A 17,277-nucleotide genomic window follows, 5' to 3' on the forward strand; every position below is an offset into this window, starting at 1 on the left:
GGTTCAGGTCCGTGTGGGCTAACCCCCGTGGAGGTTCGAGTCCTCTCGACCGCATCCTTATAAAGAAGCTCCTAAACTTGCTTTTTAGCAGTTTACGAGCTTCTTTTTTGTGTTGAGATTTTAGATGGGACGGGCTGAAAGACTTTTTCCAAAAATAATGCGGTGCAGTTGACAGCCAACGCCGACAAGGTCAAAATTACCGCGGAGCTGCGGAAAGCAGCTGCGAGTAAAAAAGCCGACGATTCAACGGTGGCGGGCAAGAAGTTTCTGTGCCTGTGCTGTGCGGAATACAATCACTCTTACATATTTACATACCTTTTCTCAAACAATACGGTTAGGTGTGATTAGCATGAACATGAATGGAAGGGGAGTAACCATGCGGAAGGCATTCAAAAAGTTGGTTATCTTGCTATGTACGATATGGATGATCGTGTACGGAGCACAGATCGGATATGGCGAAGGGGTGGCCTCTACCCCTACTGCTGATCCTCCCAATCAGGAAACAAAAGAAATGCATGAAGAATCCGGACGCGGCAGGCCTGGTCAGGAAGCGAAAGTTAATAAGCTGGCCGTCATCATTGATGATTTTGGCAATGATCAGAAAGGGACTCAGGAAATGCTGAGTCTTCCTATTAAGATCACGGTGGCAGTGATGCCTTTTTTGCCGACAAGCGTGAAGGACGCCGAAGCTGCGCATCGGCAAGGGCATGACGTCATCATCCATATGCCCATGGAGCCGAAGCAAGGACGATCCTCCTGGCTCGGACCGGGTGCCATTCTAAGTTCACTAACCGATGAGGAGATTCGTGAACGGATGGAGGAGGCAATCGATTCGGTTCCTTATGCCGTTGGAATTAATAATCATATGGGCTCCAAGGTTACCGGGGATGAGCGGGTCATGTCGATTGTGCTTGATGTATGCAGGGAGAGAGGGTTGTTCTTTATTGACAGTAAGACAAACTACCATAGCGTGATTGGCAAACTGGCAGCGGAGAAGGGGATGCCGTCCATCGCCAACGATATATTCCTGGATGATGTTCATACCGTTCAGCACGTGAGCAAACAGCTCCTGACCGCGGTACAGCATGCGGAAGAGAGAACATCCTGCATTGCAATTGGCCATGTCGGCAAATATGGAATCCGAACGGCAGAAGCGCTGAAAGGAACCATTCCGAAACTGCAAGCCAAGGTGGAGTTTGTGGGTATCAGCGATCTGGTTAGGGAACGATCAAGCTGGCGGCCGAATCCGCTGCCTGCGAATTAGCGTTGGTCAGCATAACCGAATGCACTCCCTGCGTATAGGTGTCAGCAGTAGGACAGGAATCGGCTACGGCATACGGTTCGCAATTGACGATAAAAAGCTTGTCCGAAAAAAGTCAGCCCATATCTTGAATAGCCATAAAATATATAGCCTTCCAGACAAGGACCCGGCGATTCCGCTCCCTGTATGGAAGGCTCTACCTATGTGGAGGCTGCATTAATTCATCGGCTGCGGAAATCGGTGCTAGGCGTCTTAATAGATATGGCCGATAACCCTATATATGCAAAAAAAGCCCCAAATTACAGGGCCGTTAAATAACTGATAATCCCGTCGGCAATGGCTTCGGCGATCTGCATTTGACCGTTGCGGCCGGTTAATAATTTCCGGTCCTCCATATTGCTGAGAAAGCCGGTTTCGACAATGACGGCTGGTACTTGGGTTTGATTCAGCAGATAATATGGTTTACCTACCATGATGTGATTGTTGCTGAGGTAAACCAGATTCAGCTGCTCTTGGATGGTGTCCGCAAGCAGGGTGCTGCGTCCCTCGGATTGATGCAGCACGATGCCTCCGCGCTTGGACGGGTTCTTCCCCCAATTCACATGAATGCTGACTACCAGCTTGGTCGGGATCTCGCTGCTGAGCTGCTTGCGCTGCGACAGATCGCGGCGATGTCTTGAGGAGCTTCGATGCCAACGATTGTCATCGCTGAGCGCGTAATCGGCATCGCGGTTAAGGACGGCATGATAGCCTTCCTTGCGAAGCAGCATGAACAGTCTCCGTGAAATGGCCAGATTAATATCTTTTTCCAGAATTTCACCATACGACGTTCCTCCGTCGATTCCGCCATGACCCACATCGATCAGTATGACATCATGGGCAAAAGGGTGCAGCTGCCTTAGTTCGGACTGGTCGATTTCCTGACCTGAAGAGTGGGTGGATTCGGGCGTTTCGGTCAGAAGCCGGGTTGTCGATATTGGACTTTTATGAACGGCATGCGCTGGACGCGTCATGGCTTGCTCCTTCACTGGATATGCTTCCATAACAGAACCCGGGAGTGCCAGTGTAAAGAGAAGCATCCATACAACGGCTGTCTTAATCATGATGGTTCCCTTCTTTCACGTAAAAATTTCGGCTTCATTAGAATGTGCATATGGCGGAAAAATCATGCTGTTCACGTGCAAAGGTCTAGGATTGATTGAAATGGAGCAAACTGATACTGGGATGTGGATAAACCAAAAGGAGTTGATTCATATGGCTAGCGGAGACGAATTGATTAAGTATATTACCGAGCGCGTGGTTCATTTTATAGATACGCCAAAGGACGTTCGGCGTCAGGCGAAGGTGAAGGAATCCTGGACCACAAGGTGGTTCGGCATGATTCCGTTCTCCATGTCGCTATGGAAAGAGGATGTAACCACCAAGCGCAAAAAAAAGGGACGAAGTAACAGCTGATGCATGTTGAATCATGAAATCGCATTTTTCACATCGTGTGGCCTGCCCTCTGTCTGCACGATGGCAGGCTCGAAGTGAGCACGGTTACTTGATGGCTATCGCCCCTTGTGCGTGCTGATCGCACACTTATAACCCCCTTTAAATAAAGGACGCTGCCCGTTGAGGGGCAGCGTCCTTTTGTCAGTCATGGCATATGGCATAGAAAAGAGCTGTTGTTGAAAACCCGTATTATTCCGGCTGGGCATAAAAATGCCCTTGTCCGATTAACCGGGATGCCGGCAGGAAACGGAGGGTGTCTGTATTCCGCAAGGGAACCGAAACATAAAGCGCAGCCGGGTTCTCCTGATTCTCCGAGGACCATCGATGCCAGCCTGTTAAGTTAAAAGGCGCGCCGTAGGCGGCATTGCCTATTGCGGACTTAAATATCAGGGTGGAGTGCTCCTTAAGTAAATTTCGCAGATCGGCGCTGCTCCGGGCAGTTAAATTGTCAGTGGTCAGCCACAGCAGATTATCGTAAGGATCCATGGAGTCGCCGGTTGCGATGGAGGGCGTTCCGGCAAACCAATGATTGGATCTGGATGAAGTCACTAGTCCTTTGGCTGCTACAGGCAGAGATGCGGAAACCAGCTTCGTCGTTGAATGCGTCTGCTGGGGCTCGTCCGGTAGAGCTTCACTACTGAGTGCGTTAAAATAAACCGGCTTCTTGCCGGGCAGCTGGATCTGCCAGACGGGGGACACGTCATACAGCTTGCGGACGATGCTGCCTTGAGGCAATGACCCTCCGGCCTTCACAAGGCCTTCCGCAGCGAGCCGCTCTTTCAGCGGCCCTTGGCTGTAGGGAAGGGTCGAGCCGATCCCGTATTCAATCAGGATATATCCACCGTCTACTCCTGCACTGATAATCATGTATCCTTGCGGCAGCCCTTCATCGGAAATCGTGACTAACCAGCCGTGCGTGCCCGGACCGAGCGGGGTGAACTCGAGTGTTGCTTCGTCCCAGGTCGTAAATGGCGCGTGGGCCGATAATTGAGCGACAGTCTCCTCAGCAAAGTCCATCAAACTCCCGGGAACCCGAGCCGCAGCTTTGTTCTGGCTAACACCTGAAACGCCTGATATGTGATGATCCGCTGTATACGGAGTGCCAGTCAGACTAAGGGTGTTCGCAGAATTGGAAACGTCGGCCTGGCCTGCGGCAGCCAAGCTTGCATGCGGCTGGACCGTGCTGAACAGGATAGTCGTTACGATGATGGAAACAGACAACATTCGATATCGTCTGTTCTGCTTGTTATCGGGCGATTGGGGTATGAAATTCCTGCAATCCTTGCCGTCATGGTTATGAGGTTTCATGTGCCAACGCTTCAAATCATTAACCGCCTTTCCTTGGCCCTACACGCCGTGGATGTGTTGGAATCATCATATCGGACAAGCTCTGCAAAGGCTGTTGCAAGCTGTCGCGGTAGGAGAAGGGAGAATGGTTCTTTTTTTGCCTGCTTTTGTAGAGGGGCGTCATGATGACGCACTCACAGGCGAACACAGATGAAATAGACCGCAGGTTATGACGGACAAGCTCACTTTCGGCTCGTACTGCCATTGCATTTCGGACCGGCGGTTCTTATATTGCTCCTCGATGAGCGCCTTTTTCTCTTCGTCCTGCTCCTTGAGCAGCTCCTCATAATAACTGTCGATTACCAGCAGTTCTTCTTCAAGACGTTCTCTTGCTTTGGTGGCCCAGTCGTAGTCCAGCTTGCTTATCTTGTCGATGAGATGGTTCTCTAGCGCAGCTACGGCCTGTTCGAGCGTAAGAGCCGCCGGTCGGACGTGAACGCTCTCGGGCAAGCGGGGCGTCAGCTCGCGTCCATCCAGGATCGCCGGGAAGTCTTGGGCGATCGCACGGCTGGATAGCGAGATGCCGAGAAAAAACAATTCCTCCCGCTTCAGATCACAGCTGAACTCCACCTTGAAGCAGACGCCAAGCCACTGCTCATACGGCGTGGAACGGGCTCTTGGACGCGGCTCGGTATCGCGCTGCTGAAACAGATAGACGCATTTGCCTTCCTCCCGGGAAGCATTCCAGATTTGGGCCAGCCGGCTGCTGCCGTAGCCGATGTTCTCCCGCTGAATGCGGCCGGGACCGAGGATGGGCAGAACCGGGGCATTCCCGTAAAAGCGGGCAAGGAGCGGATCCTGCGTTGGCGAGGCAAGCTGCGATTTGGCTTCGGCTTCCTTGGTTTTTGCAAGCCGTTCGTCGTATTTTTCCGGATCAAACACGAAATTGAACGACAACGTTTCGGCGGGAGCGCCGGTACGTTCCACGAAGCCCCAGTAATACGGGCGGTTGGTGAGCATTTTGTCGGCTTGCGGCGACAGTTTCACGGTGACATGCTCAGGCGATTTTTCAATGACGGTGCATTCGGTGGCTTCCAAATAGGCCATGAAGTGCTGCTGCACCTCCTGCGGCGTCATGGTCATATTAGGCTTCTTCCTCTCTTAGATTATCTTCGACGGTGCTTCCCTGCTCGATATCCTGCTTGATATGGTGAATCGAGTCGCCCAATGTGCTGATGCGCTGGCGGATTTCATCATCATTGCCGGACTCCAGCATGATTTTGTACAGGCTTTTCTCGAGGGATTCCTTCTTCTCGAACCGCTCAAGAATGACATCCAGACCTCCGATGACCATCTCGAACATGTTGATCTTCTCGTGCAGCAGGTTCAGAATGTGCTCTTCAATGGTTCCTGACGTGGACAGGTTGTAGATCTTCACGTCATTGGTCTGGCCGAGACGATGCACGCGTCCGATCCGCTGCTCGACCCGCATGGGATTCCAGGGCAGATCAAAGTTGATCATATGGTGGCAAAATTGCAGATTGATGCCTTCGCCGCCGGCTTCCGTCGCAATCATGACCTGCGCCTTGCCGCGAAATAGATCCATCATCCAGTCCTTCTTGCCGCGGTTCATTCCGCCCCGGTACGGTACGGAGATGAGCCCATGATCGCGGAAATAATTGAGCAGGTATTCCTGGGTGGCGCGATATTCCGTGAATACGATGACCTTCTCGTTCATTTGCTGGATCAGCTCGATGGTTTTTTCCGCCTTGGTGTTGGCCTTGATGGCCTTGATGAGATAGACGAGCTCCCAGATTTTATCGCGCAGCGGAGAGTCCTCGGGCAGCTTCTTGGACAGATTAACAAGAGTCACGAACACGGCATCGCGGCTGCTGCACACTTCACGCTGGAGCGTAACAAGGGACAGCATACTGCTTAAATTTCCCCCTGCTGCCTGATACTGATCTTTGACGAAGGACGTGACGCCGTCGTATAATGACTGTTCTTCGGGCGAGAGGCTGAGCCCTACATTGCGGACGGATCGCTTGGTGAATTTCACTTCGCCTTCGCCGCGGCGGTTACGGATCATGACCTTGGACAGCTCATCCTTGAGCTGCTCCTGGTTCTTGGGTCTTCGTTTATCGACAACAAAATTAGCGGCAAACTGCCCTTGGCCTCCAAGCTGGCCCGGCTTCAGCAGGGTGATCAGGTTGAAGAGCTCGCTGAGATCGTTCTGCACCGGCGTGGCCGTCAGCAAGAGGCAGTATTTTTTGCGCAGCTTTTGAATGAACTGATAATTGGATGTTTTCTTGTTCTTCAGCTTGTGCGCCTCATCGATGATGAGCATATCGTACTCCTCGTTCAGCAGAATCTCCTGATGCGGATCGCGCTTCGCCGTGTCCATGGAGGCAACAACGATATCATTGCCCCAGGAGTACGCTTTTTTCTGCGCAATCGCGGGAATGCCGAACTTGGAGTTCAGCTCGCGAACCCATTGCAGCACAAGGGAAGCGGGAACGAGAATCAACACTTTGGATACCAGGCCGCGCACGATGTATTCTTTTAAAATAAGGCCGGCTTCAATCGTCTTACCAAGCCCCACCTCATCGGCGAGAATGGCTCGGCCCGACATCTCGAACAATACGCGTCTGGCGGTATCGGTCTGATGGGGGAGCGGGGATAAGCCGCCTAGGTGCTTGAGGCATTGCAATTCTTCAAAGCTTGTAACGAGACGCGATTTCTCGCCCTCCACGGCAAGCTGGGCCAGACGATAGTCACCCCAAGGTCCGCCCTTGTCCAGTCGACCGGCGAGATCGTCAAACCAGGAACGGTCGATCTGCAATGGAACGGGAAGACGCGGGTCGAAAGTCATGCCTGAGTCGGCAGATGGCTGATGGTTCATGTCGATCTCCTCCTGTTGTGAAAGATTCCGGGCCAGCGGTGTATATGTAGTATGGACGAAAAAAGAAGTCTTCATAACCTTGCACGGATTCGGAAGGCGTGGAATAACCCAAAGGGCGCACGGCTGCTGGAATTGGATATTTTCATCCTTTTTTTCATAGGGAAGGGCGAAAAAGAGAGCGAGAGGAAGAAAGAGGAAGCTTGCGAGCGGGAGCTTGGATCTGTTAGCTTAATTTTCACATTATCGGCATAGTTAACCTATATATAGTGTAGTATAATGAACTGGTAGCACTATATATGGTGTATATAGTGGTTTTGAATGTTTGATCGGCTACATAACAGGTTATGTTGTTGGTGAGCGCATGACTGCGGAACTTTTTAATTTTATATCTTAATATAGGAGGTAGTTGCTCTTGAGTACGATGCAGAATCAGCGGCTGGAAGGTTTAAGCGAGAAGATCTTTTTGGACCGGTATGCCTGGAAGGATGCGGACACCAACAACGCTAAGGTAGGTGATGTGGTGCTCGTTCTGACGAAGGATGATCCTAAATTTCCGACGAAGGAAGTTGGCGAAATCGTGAAGCGCGAAGGCCGCAAGGTCACAGTGAAGACACGGAAGGGCGAACTTGTGGAATCGGATGTGGAGAAGCTGACGTTAACCATCGAGAAAACGCCGGAAGAAATGTGGGATCGACTCGCGGCTGCCATGTCATCGGTTGAGGCAACGCCGGAATTGCAGGAAGAGTGGCGCGGGAAGTTCCGCGAGATTCTGGATGATTGGAAGCTGGTGCCGGGCGGACGGATTGCGGCCGGAGCAGGTGCAAGCGATGAATTGACGCTGTTCAACTGCTACGTGATTCCTTCACCGAAGGACAGCCGGGGCGGCATCATGGAAACCCTGAGCGAGATGACCGAGATCATGGCACGCGGCGGCGGAGTCGGCATTAACTTATCTTCCCTGCGTCCTCGTCGCGCGATCGTAAGAGGCGTGAACGGTTCCTCCAGCGGTGCGGTATCGTGGGGCGGATTGTTCAGTTATACGACGGGATTGATCGAGCAGGGCGGAAGCCGCCGGGGCGCGCTCATGCTGATGATTAATGATTGGCACCCGGACGTGGAGGATTTCATTACCGTGAAGCAGACGATGGGACAAGTTACGAATGCGAACCTGTCGGTATGCGTCAGCAATGATTTCATGAAGGCCGTGAAGGAAGATCTGGACTGGGAGCTGGTATTCCCGGATACTACGGATCCTGACTATGATGAGCTGTGGGACGGCGATCTGGATAAATGGAAGAAAGCCGGACACCGTATCATTCCATATAAAACAGTAAAAGCACGCGAGGTCTGGCACACGATTATCGAATCCGCATGGAAATCCGCAGAGCCGGGCGTCGTATTCATGGAATACTACAACCAGATGTCCAACAGCTGGTATTTCAACCCGATTATCTGTACGAACCCTTGCGGCGAGCAGGGACTTCCGGGCTGGGGCGTATGCAACCTGTCCGCGATGAATCTGTCGAAGTTCTATGATGAAGCGAACCATGACGTTGCCTGGGATGAGCTGGCTACAACGACACGGTACTCCGTGCGTTTCCTGGATAATGTCATTGACCGGACGCCGTACCATTTCGAAGAAAACGAATTGAACCAGAAAAAAGAGCGCCGCGTGGGTCTCGGAACGATGGGTCTGGCGGAGCTGATGATCAAGCTGAACATCCGTTACGGCAGCCCGGAATCGCTGGAGTTCCTGGATAAGCTGTATGGCTTTATCGCCCGCGAAGCGTACCTCGCTTCTGCCGATATTGCCGAAGAGAAGGGATCGTTCCAGGCATTCGATGCCGAACTGTACCTGCAAAGCGGCTTCATGAAAAATATGGCCGAGGTGTATCCGGAAGTTGCCGAAGCGGTGCGTGAAAAAGGTGCACGGAACGTTACCGTCATTACCCAAGCGCCAACGGGCAGCACCGGCACGATGGTTGGAACGTCGACAGGCATCGAGCCGTACTTCGCTTTCAAATACTTCCGTCAGAGCCGACTCGGCTTCGACGAGCAGTTTGTGCCGATTGCTCAGGATTGGCTGGACAGCCATCCGGGCGAAGAGCTTCCGGATTATTACGTCACGGCGATGAGTCTCTCCGCCGAGGATCACATCCGGGTGCAGGCGGCCATTCAGCGCTGGGTGGACAGCTCGATCTCGAAGACGGCCAACTGTCCGTCGGACTTTACGGTTGAAGATACAAAACGACTGTATGAGCTGGCATTCGATCTGGGATGCAAGGGCGTAACGATCTACCGCGACGGCAGCCGCGACGTGCAGGTGCTGCAGACGGAGAAAAAAGAAGATAAGGCAGCCGAAGCGACCACAGCTTCTACTGCGGAAACAGCGCTTGAGCAAAGCGCAGTAGGTCAAGCCGCAGAGGATGCGACGAACGTGGAGCCGGCGGCTGCAAGCGTGGCAGAGACAGCCTCAGCGAGCAAGAGCGGGCTGGATAAACAATACAAGAAGCGTCCGCAAGTGCTGCGCGGCGCAACCTATAAAATGAACACGCCGTTCGGCATGGCGTACATTACCATCAACGATCTGGACGGTATCCCAAGCGAAATCTTCCTGAACGTCGGCAAAGCCGGTTCGGATGTGTTCGCAATGGCGGAAGCCTTGGGCCGCGTCTGCTCCTTGTTCCTTCGTTACGGGGACCACGGTAATAAGGTGGAGCTGCTGATCAAGCACCTCAAGGGCATCGGCGGCACCGGCGCGATCGGCTTCGGCGCGAACCGCGTGGAATCCATCGCCGACGCCGTGGCTAAGGCGCTTGAGACGCATGTAGCGAACAACGCTGGGACGGATCATGACCATGATCCGGCACCGGTTGCAGCCACGATGGCGCCTGCTGATGCAGATGTCGGGAGTGAGACCGTAGCTGCGGGATATGGCGGACATGGCTCGCACGCAGGCGGCAGCTCCATGTCGCTGGATCTGTGCCCATCCTGCGGCGGGGCGTCTCTGATTAACATCGAGGGATGTAAGACTTGCGGGAACTGCGGGTATAGCAAGTGTTCGTAAGGAGCCGTTCTGTCTGATACCGATTTGGTGTGTGTGTGTTGTTGTAGCGGTAACTCAGTTTACGCTCGAGTTGACCGTCCTTTTTCAAATAATGCAGGAGAACGAGAAGCTGACTTCATTCCAGTTGTAACATGGGGACAACTCGCTGAAACCTGCGCTAATTATTTAAGAAAAGGTCGCTTAACTGCTGTTGAGGGAAGAATTCAAGTTCGTAATTAGGAAAATAGGTCCCCCGGAAGGGCGTTATGGTGGAAGCGGTAGTAGTAGCGTTATTAATTCAGGAAGTAATAACCGAGATCCTTTTTCCGATGAAGGAACACCAATTGATATTTCGGATGATGGTTTGCCTTTCTAGTATGCAAAAATTAACCAGCTGGTTTATAAGGATTTCCCATTCATTTGGGAAATCCTTTTTTATTGCTTCATTTTAACAACTTAACAACGAAACTGTTATGAATCTATTGACCATCATTGCATTAATATGTTAATAAATCAGTTATAAAAATGTATGATATTGGAAAGATAATCTGTACTTTTATGGAATTAGATTATTATTTAGCGGCAGATGAGTCACTAGAGATGAAGAATTTATTTAAACAGAAGAACAATTTAATTCACTAGGACTTTATGTTTCGACCACCGAAATCCGGGCATATTCGATGAGGGGGCTTATATAAGATGTTAAAACAGGATGATATACTTATTAATCCAGTAGACTTCGACAACGCTATTTACTTTGCTTTACCAATAGAAGTATATATATGAAGAGGCTCACTCCAGGAAACAGGCATCATTGAATCGCATACAGAGAACAAGATTTGTATGAATGGCGGTTACTATCTAAAAAGCACATGTCTCTTCAAGGTAGGGTATCCGCCCAAAGACAAAAGAAGCTAACTTTTATTGCTATTTACTTTAGGAAATAATAATTTAACGAGGAACTTACTTATAGAAGATAATCCAAAATAATATGACTATGACAATACTAAAGAGCCTGCGGGCCATCAAACCGAGAGGCTCTTTAACGTAGAAGATATTAACCACACGATCCAACCAAATACCGACAACGCAACGTTGGTTGTTGTTACTTTACTTTAATCGCCTGTAACAGAAGTAGGAGCGGCATCTGTCGCTCGACCGGCCCTAAATTCGGAAGTGAGCAGCAAGACCAAAAATCCACCGGCGACGCCCCACAAAATCAAGGCGTTTGAGTGAGCTGCGTCCAGTCCGCCGAAGTACATTACTTCCCGTAGTCCTCCTGCCGCGAACCGCAGTGGCGTCCACGAATAGATCCAATCTCGCGTCGTCTGCGACAAGAACTCCGGAGCCATGTTCAGCAGCGGCATGGAGAAAAACATCAGCAGTACGAGAAGCGGTATTGCCCGGAATCCGATCCAATTCAGCAAGGAAGATTGCAACAAGAAGAACGCCGATCCAGCCAACCATAAGAACAACCACGTCTCTCCCGCGTTCGCCAGTTCCATACCGTACCACGACGAAGCCATCCATATGGTGAAGCACGAGGCTATGCCGACGATCGCAAGCCCCCCGATAGCTTGCAGCGCGCTGACTGTCCATCTCCTTGAACCCGCGGCAACCGCCTTCTGGCTAGCTAGGAACAAAACTATCCCGGTCACCAGACTGCCGATCCATATAATCTGGGTCAACAAACCCGGCGCATTCCCCGCCGCATTATTCACTCCCGGTGGATGCACGACTTCCTCCTGAACGTTCACCGGCGTCATTAAAGCTTTAGCCGTCTCAACCGGAATTTGTTCCGTTTGCTGTCCAATCTGCCCAAGCAGCTGCTGCAACAGTTCCCCGTTGATCATTTTCATCGCTTGTCCCATTGCCTGTCCTACAACCATCGAGGCTTGGGTGTTCATACCCTCGTTGGAGATGATTCTCACATTAGGGTGAATCGGCGAGTGAGTTGCTAACGAGAGTAAACCGCTGCTCAGATCCGCCGGAATCACCATCGCTCCGTAATATTCGCGTTTATCCAGTCCTTCCCGAGCCTTTTCCTCTGAATTCACGACATGCCAGACGAACGGCATTGCCGGGCTCGACAGCAACTTTTCCCGGATCATTTCCCCTACTCCAAACGTTCCTCCAGTCGGCAGCTCCGCCGGCTGGTCAAGGATAACGAGGGCCACCGGGACCTCCTTTGGCTTCGATCCAAGCATCGATCCCATCATCGCTACCCCGAATACGGTCAATACGATCAGGACGACCACCATTCCCAGCCACATCATTTTTTGTGTCAGCATTTTCATGATCCACTACTCCTTGTCTCTTTATAATGAACATATGGTTGATTATTAACGGCAATGTTCATTGTGAAAGGACCACCATATAATATGGCTGCATCACACGGTCACTTCATGGCAATGAACAAAAATAGCGTTGCTGCAGCAACGCTTCTGTATCCATTTCATTAAAAAAATGATCACTCAAGTATATTCGTAAAATCGAAAGACATCACCGCACTTAAATTTCGGCGATGTCTTTCTTGCGATTCAGCTACACAAACTTCAAAATCTACTGTTCGAATTTTTTCGTTTTTCTGCCGGCAAGATGGCCTCGATTACGTCCCAATGCTCAGCGATCTTTTCATCCTCTACGCGGAACAAATCGTAGAAAGCGGTATGCTGACCATCAAACAGACCTTCACTCATTGTAAGAACAAAATCGCCTTGACCGATAACTTGATGGACATAAGTATATTGAAACTCAACATTTTTCTCCTTCAGTGCCTGCAATGCAGCGTGAAGACCAGAAAGGCCGTCTGCAATATGCGGACTATGCTGAATGTAGTGATCTCCATCAAAGTAAGAGGCAAGCAGGTCAGGGTTCTTTCCGAGCAAGATGTTCTCAACATAGCTTCTGACAAATGCCTTGTTGGCATCCGTTTTGTCGATATCCTTAATCGTAACCGGTCCGTCAATCATTGTATGATTGCTTGGTGTCTTCTCCACCATCCCTTGCAAATTATCCCAGTGCTCAACGATTAGTCCATTCTCAAAACGGAAGATATCAAATACGATTTTAGGGCCGTGAAAATGATATACAGAATGAAGTGCCACATAATTTCCGTCAACTAAAGCCCGCTTAATGCTTACCTTTGTACCAATTTCCTTTAAATGATCTAGAGCACCAAGCATGGTTTCACGACCATCGAGTAAGGCCTGGTTATGCTGAATATATTGATCTGGATGAACGTAAGCCGTAATCGCTTCGGGATTGCCGCTCTCAAAACTTTCCAGTATGGCGACTGCCTTGCGAACGAGCTCATGTTGATGGTTGAATGTCATTGGAAAATTTTCCTTAGAGTTATTTAGTCACTAGATAAATAATGAACAATACGTTGTTTATTTATCTATTGCTCATTATAATAGAGGCTAATATAACGCTCAATATTCAATATTTTTAGTTTAGATGGATAACAGACAACTCATAAAACTTTGTCGCTTAACGATCTAAATAAATGTAGGGGGAACGAAAACAATGAACAAGAAAACCGACCTAAGAATACTGCGCACGAAACAATCGATTCGAAAGGCGTTTTATGAGCTTATTCAGGAAAAGGGATATGAATCCATAACGATCCAGGATATTGCCGATCGGGCTATGATCAATCGAAACACATTTTATCTCCACTATCAAAACAAGCCTGATTTACTAGATACATGTATGAATGAATTGTTGAGCGAATTAAAGGATGCGGTCGTTCTTTGTCCGATCAGCATGAATCCTTTCAGTATTTCTCTACTCGAGACAGTCATGCAAACTGTACTGGAGCATATTTCTCTAAATTTGACCTTTTATCATTCCATGTTAATAGATGAGAATAGAATCTATGCGTTTCAAGCGAAAATGGAAAATATCATTAAAGATAAATTAATTGAGGGGTGGAAACCTGCTCAGGGAAACTCCCCATTAGCGATATCCAAGGAATTGCTGATCGAATACCTCGGATCGTCATTCATGGGGATTGTAATTTGGTGGATTAAAAACGATAAACCTCTTCCTGCAGATGAAGTTTCATCTCAGTTTAGTAGAATCGTTGCCTACGGGCATTTAAGAGCAGCCGGCATCTCCGTCGAGGAATAAAATTAGCGAGGGTAGAAGGAGCAGGGCTCAGCTCTGCCCTTTACATTTGAACGACATGGTGTTAATATTTATTTCGATAGTTATAGAACTGCAGAAGATGCGCGGGGAGGTGGAAACAGTGGGAGAAAATCAAGAAGATATCGGGCAAGCGGTTAAAGTGTATAAAGCTTTGGGGGAACCAACCCGGTTGAAAATCGCTTTACTGCTCGCGAAAGAAAGCAATTTATGCTTCACCGCCGTCGGTGAAAGGCTTGAATCGGTTGCAGGCTCAACGCTATCGCATCATTTAAAGCAATTGACGGACTCTGGCTTGATTGATTCTCGCAAGAATGGATCGTTTATTCACTATAACGTCAATCGAGAAATAGCGGAAAAATTTGCGCCCTTTTTGTTGGCGTAATTTTTTCGGATATCAATTCTATAAGTTTAGAACTATAGAATTGATTGGGACTTATACTTAAATGGATTTTAGCGAACGAGTCGATTTGGAATGATTATTCAACAGTTTTTTACTAATCCCCCTATTCCATATTAAGAAGGAGAGAATAACTATGAGCGGTCAAACGAATACGATGGAGATTGGAATGAGCACCTTCCTTCATGCAAATCCCGGAAATGGCGGTGTCTCGCATGCCCAGAGGCTGCGCCAGGCGATCGAAGAAATCCAATTGGCAGATCAGGTCGGCCTTGACGTCTATGCCATCGGCGAGCATCATCGCATCGAATACACAAGCTCCTCGCCAGCTGTCATTCTGGCCGCAGCTGCAGCTGCAACGAAGCGGATCCGGCTTTCGAGCGCAGTGACGGTGCTATCTTCGGACGATCCGGTGCGGATATATCAGGACTTTGCAACGTTGGACGGTCTGTCGAACGGGCGAGCGGAGATCATGGCCGGACGGGGGTCGTTCATAGAATCGTTCCCGCTATTCGGCTATGACCTGAAAGATTACGAGGAATTGTATGAAGAGAAACTGGAACTGCTGTTGAAGATTCGCGCTTCCGAAAAGGTGACCTGGCGTGGCGGTCATCGCCCGGCGATTGACAACATGGGCGTCTATCCTCGTGCACAGCAGGAGCCTTTGCCTGTCTGGATCGGTACGGGCGGCAATCCGGAATCAGCTGTTCGGGCCGGCTTGCTGGGACTTCCTATTGCCTTCTCAATCCTGGGAGGGGAGCCGCAAAGATTCGCACCCTTAGTGGAGCTTTATAAAGAAGCCGCCGTGAAAGCTGGTCACGATCCGAATAAGCTGCAAATTGCTACACATTCGCATGGCTTTATTTCGAATACGGCACAAGAGGCAGCTAAGCAGTATTACCCTGTCATGGCTGGCCAAATGAACCACATTGGACGGGAACGAGGCTGGTCTACCTATACACGCGACTCGTACGATTCAGCCCGCAACCTTCATGGCGCTCTATACGTCGGTGATCCCGAATACGTCGCAGAAAAAATCGTGCTGCTGCATAAGAATCTTGGCTTGACTCGCTTCATGATGTACAACGATTTCAGTTCGTTGCCGCATCGCGATTTGCTGCAGACGATTGAGCTTCTAGGGACCAAAGTAGCGCCGATTGTCCGTAAGGAGCTGGCACGTCAGACATCTGGCCATAACGCTTAAAGCAGACCACGAAAACGCTTGGAACGAGGAGGCTTGATTGGGCCGAGAAGTGAAGTCGGCGAATTGAGCATTTTTTTAAATATGAATTCTATAGATTTAGATCTGTTGAAATGAAAAGAGGAGAAATAGATGAGAAATTCATGGAAAATTTATATTTTAGCCATTGTCAGCTTTTTAGTCGGAACTTCGGAATTCGTGATTACCGGCATATTGGATATGCTTGCAAGTGATATTGGAGTGTCGGTAGCGGCGGCCGGGCAGTTGATTACGGTCTACTCGCTTGCTTATGCCATCGGCACCCCGATCCTAATTGCGCTCACGGCAAAAATGGATCGAAGAAAGCTTATGCTGTCGGCTTTGGGATTATTTTTCGTAGGGAACTTGATCACGGTCACAACTACAGGCTACGGCATGCTGCTTGGAGCAAGAATTATCTTGGCGATCAGCACGGGGGTATTTATGGTCGTCGCCCTGACGGTTGCCGCTAAGCTATCTCATCCAGGAAAACAGGGCAGCGCAATCGCCACGGTTCTAGTGGGCTTTAATCTCGCACTTATTCTAGGGGTTCCGCTTGGGAGAATCATTGCGGGCTCACATGATTGGAAAATCATCTTCACGGGAGTCGGAGCCCTGAGCTTGATCGCGATGTTGGTCCTTTTGCTGGCGATTCCGAGATCGGAAGGAGAGGCTCCCGTTCCTATTCGGGAACAGCTTGCCTTATTAAAAAGCCCCCGAATCACTGTCGCGCTTTCCATCAGTTTTTTCTGGATATTGGGCTACACGATGCTGTACACCTATATAACGCCGTTTCTTCTGGACATTACGGGGATGAGCGAAGGGATGGTAAACATCGGGTTGTTTGCGTTTGGGCTGGCCAGTCTCGTAGGGTCCCAAGTTGGCGGTTACGGTGTAGATAAATGGGGTATCCCCCGTACGATGATTGGAGGCTTGCTCTTTCACTCGGGAATATTATTGTTACTGACGGTGTTCTCCCATTCGTCCATGATCGTGTTGCCTTTGCTTATGTTATGGTCCTTTTTCGCCTGGTCGACGGGGCCGGTTCAACAAGTTTATATAATCGGCATGGCTCCTCAGGCTTCGGGGATTATACTGAGTTTGAATAATTCTATTGTGCAGTTGGGCATGGCTGTAGGGGCTGTAATCGGAGGCATCGTTGTAGAAAGCATCTCGCTAGCATCCGTTGGTTTGCTTGGTGGAGCTTTCGTTGCCATTGGACTCATCCCGGCTATTATTTCATTATCCATGCGTCGCCGATCTGCAGCTGCGGGCGTAACCGGGAATGCGGAAGTTTGAAAACCAGGCTTCTATATAAGTTGAACAAATAATATCAGATCAGGTCACCGATTTCTTCGGTGGCCTGCTGTGCATGTTTGCTTGATTATAGCTTCTGGGCCGGGTGCGTTAAGTTGAACCGTACCACAAATAGTGGTAAAGCGCCTGGACCAAGGCTGTGATGGTGCGTTCTGCAGAATTGGAAGAGGGATTTAAGGAATCAAGTTTTATCCCAACCTGA

Annotated in this window: 13 protein-coding genes and 1 pseudogene; 8 read left to right on the plus strand and 6 right to left on the minus strand. The window is 49.8% G+C overall.

What is annotated here, in order from left to right:
* Positions 1-376 precede the first annotated feature (376 nt).
* Entirely contained in the window at positions 377-1,264 is an 888-nt protein-coding gene (locus DP091_RS06960) for a divergent polysaccharide deacetylase family protein (RefSeq protein ID WP_113057650.1), read from the plus strand.
* A 296-nt stretch (positions 1,265-1,560) separates the two neighbouring features.
* Here the strand turns inward: DP091_RS06960 and DP091_RS06965 are convergent, their stop codons facing one another.
* Positions 1,561-2,364, minus strand: a complete 804-nt coding sequence (locus tag DP091_RS06965) for an N-acetylmuramoyl-L-alanine amidase (protein WP_181469745.1) — start codon at positions 2,362-2,364, stop codon at positions 1,561-1,563.
* 151 nt (positions 2,365-2,515) lie between these two features.
* On the opposite strand from DP091_RS06965, the gene DP091_RS06970 reads away from it, so the two are divergent.
* Positions 2,516-2,716, plus strand: coding sequence for a YqzE family protein (locus DP091_RS06970; protein WP_071221747.1), 201 nt, complete (start codon positions 2,516-2,518; stop codon positions 2,714-2,716).
* Between the two features lie 228 nt (positions 2,717-2,944).
* Here DP091_RS06970 and DP091_RS06975 read toward each other — a convergent pair whose 3' ends face one another.
* The 3 genes from DP091_RS06975 to DP091_RS06985 all read right to left on the minus strand — a co-directional run bounded on the left by DP091_RS06975 (position 2,945) and on the right by DP091_RS06985 (position 6,944).
* Entirely contained in the window at positions 2,945-4,078 is a 1,134-nt protein-coding gene (locus DP091_RS06975; protein ID WP_258394424.1) for a hypothetical protein, read from the minus strand.
* A gap of 144 nt (positions 4,079-4,222) precedes the next feature.
* Positions 4,223-5,185 carry a YqhG family protein gene (locus DP091_RS06980; protein WP_113057651.1) on the minus strand — a complete coding sequence of 321 codons (963 nt, stop codon included), beginning with the start codon at positions 5,183-5,185 and terminating at the stop codon, positions 4,223-4,225.
* 1 nt (position 5,186) lies between these two features.
* Complete coding sequence (locus DP091_RS06985) at positions 5,187-6,944, minus strand: DEAD/DEAH box helicase (RefSeq protein ID WP_113057652.1); 1,758 nt, start codon at positions 6,942-6,944, stop codon at positions 5,187-5,189.
* A 421-nt stretch (positions 6,945-7,365) separates the two neighbouring features.
* Here DP091_RS06985 and DP091_RS06995 point away from each other — a divergent pair, with 421 nt between their 5' ends.
* Together DP091_RS06995 and DP091_RS07000 are read left to right on the plus strand one after the other, a co-directional pair.
* The gene (locus tag DP091_RS06995) at positions 7,366-10,011 is read left to right on the plus strand and encodes an adenosylcobalamin-dependent ribonucleoside-diphosphate reductase (RefSeq protein ID WP_373456902.1); all 2,646 of its coding nucleotides are present in this window, start codon (positions 7,366-7,368) and stop codon (positions 10,009-10,011) included.
* 43 nt (positions 10,012-10,054) lie between these two features.
* Positions 10,055-10,366: pseudogene (locus tag DP091_RS07000) on the plus strand (single-stranded DNA-binding protein); the annotation flags it as partial.
* A 739-nt stretch (positions 10,367-11,105) separates the two neighbouring features.
* Here DP091_RS07000 and DP091_RS07005 read toward each other — a convergent pair.
* Together DP091_RS07005 and DP091_RS07010 are read right to left on the minus strand one after the other, a co-directional pair.
* A complete protein-coding gene (locus tag DP091_RS07005) occupies positions 11,106-12,287 on the minus strand; it encodes a YhgE/Pip domain-containing protein (protein ID WP_113057655.1) in 1,182 nt (393 codons plus the stop codon).
* A gap of 258 nt (positions 12,288-12,545) precedes the next feature.
* Complete coding sequence (locus DP091_RS07010) at positions 12,546-13,325, minus strand: nuclear transport factor 2 family protein (protein ID WP_113057656.1); 780 nt, start codon at positions 13,323-13,325, stop codon at positions 12,546-12,548.
* A 193-nt stretch (positions 13,326-13,518) separates the two neighbouring features.
* On the opposite strand from DP091_RS07010, the gene DP091_RS07015 reads away from it, so the two are divergent.
* The 4 genes from DP091_RS07015 to DP091_RS07030 all read left to right on the plus strand — a co-directional run bounded on the left by DP091_RS07015 (position 13,519) and on the right by DP091_RS07030 (position 17,057).
* Positions 13,519-14,124: a TetR/AcrR family transcriptional regulator gene (locus DP091_RS07015; protein WP_113057657.1), complete on the plus strand. Its 606-nt coding sequence runs from the start codon at positions 13,519-13,521 to the stop codon at positions 14,122-14,124.
* A 118-nt stretch (positions 14,125-14,242) separates the two neighbouring features.
* Positions 14,243-14,524, plus strand: coding sequence for an ArsR/SmtB family transcription factor (locus tag DP091_RS07020; RefSeq protein ID WP_113057782.1), 282 nt, complete (start codon positions 14,243-14,245; stop codon positions 14,522-14,524).
* A gap of 151 nt (positions 14,525-14,675) precedes the next feature.
* Positions 14,676-15,743, plus strand: a complete 1,068-nt coding sequence (locus DP091_RS07025) for an LLM class flavin-dependent oxidoreductase (protein ID WP_113057658.1) — start codon at positions 14,676-14,678, stop codon at positions 15,741-15,743.
* Positions 15,744-15,872: 129 nt separating this feature from the next.
* Positions 15,873-17,057, plus strand: coding sequence for an MFS transporter (locus tag DP091_RS07030; RefSeq protein WP_113057659.1), 1,185 nt, complete (start codon positions 15,873-15,875; stop codon positions 17,055-17,057).
* Positions 17,058-17,277: the final 220 nt, after the last annotated feature.

Origin of the sequence: Paenibacillus sp. MDMC362, from assembly GCF_003269305.1 — a bacterium.
Taxonomy (GTDB): Bacteria; Bacillota; Bacilli; order Paenibacillales; family Paenibacillaceae; genus Paenibacillus_AQ.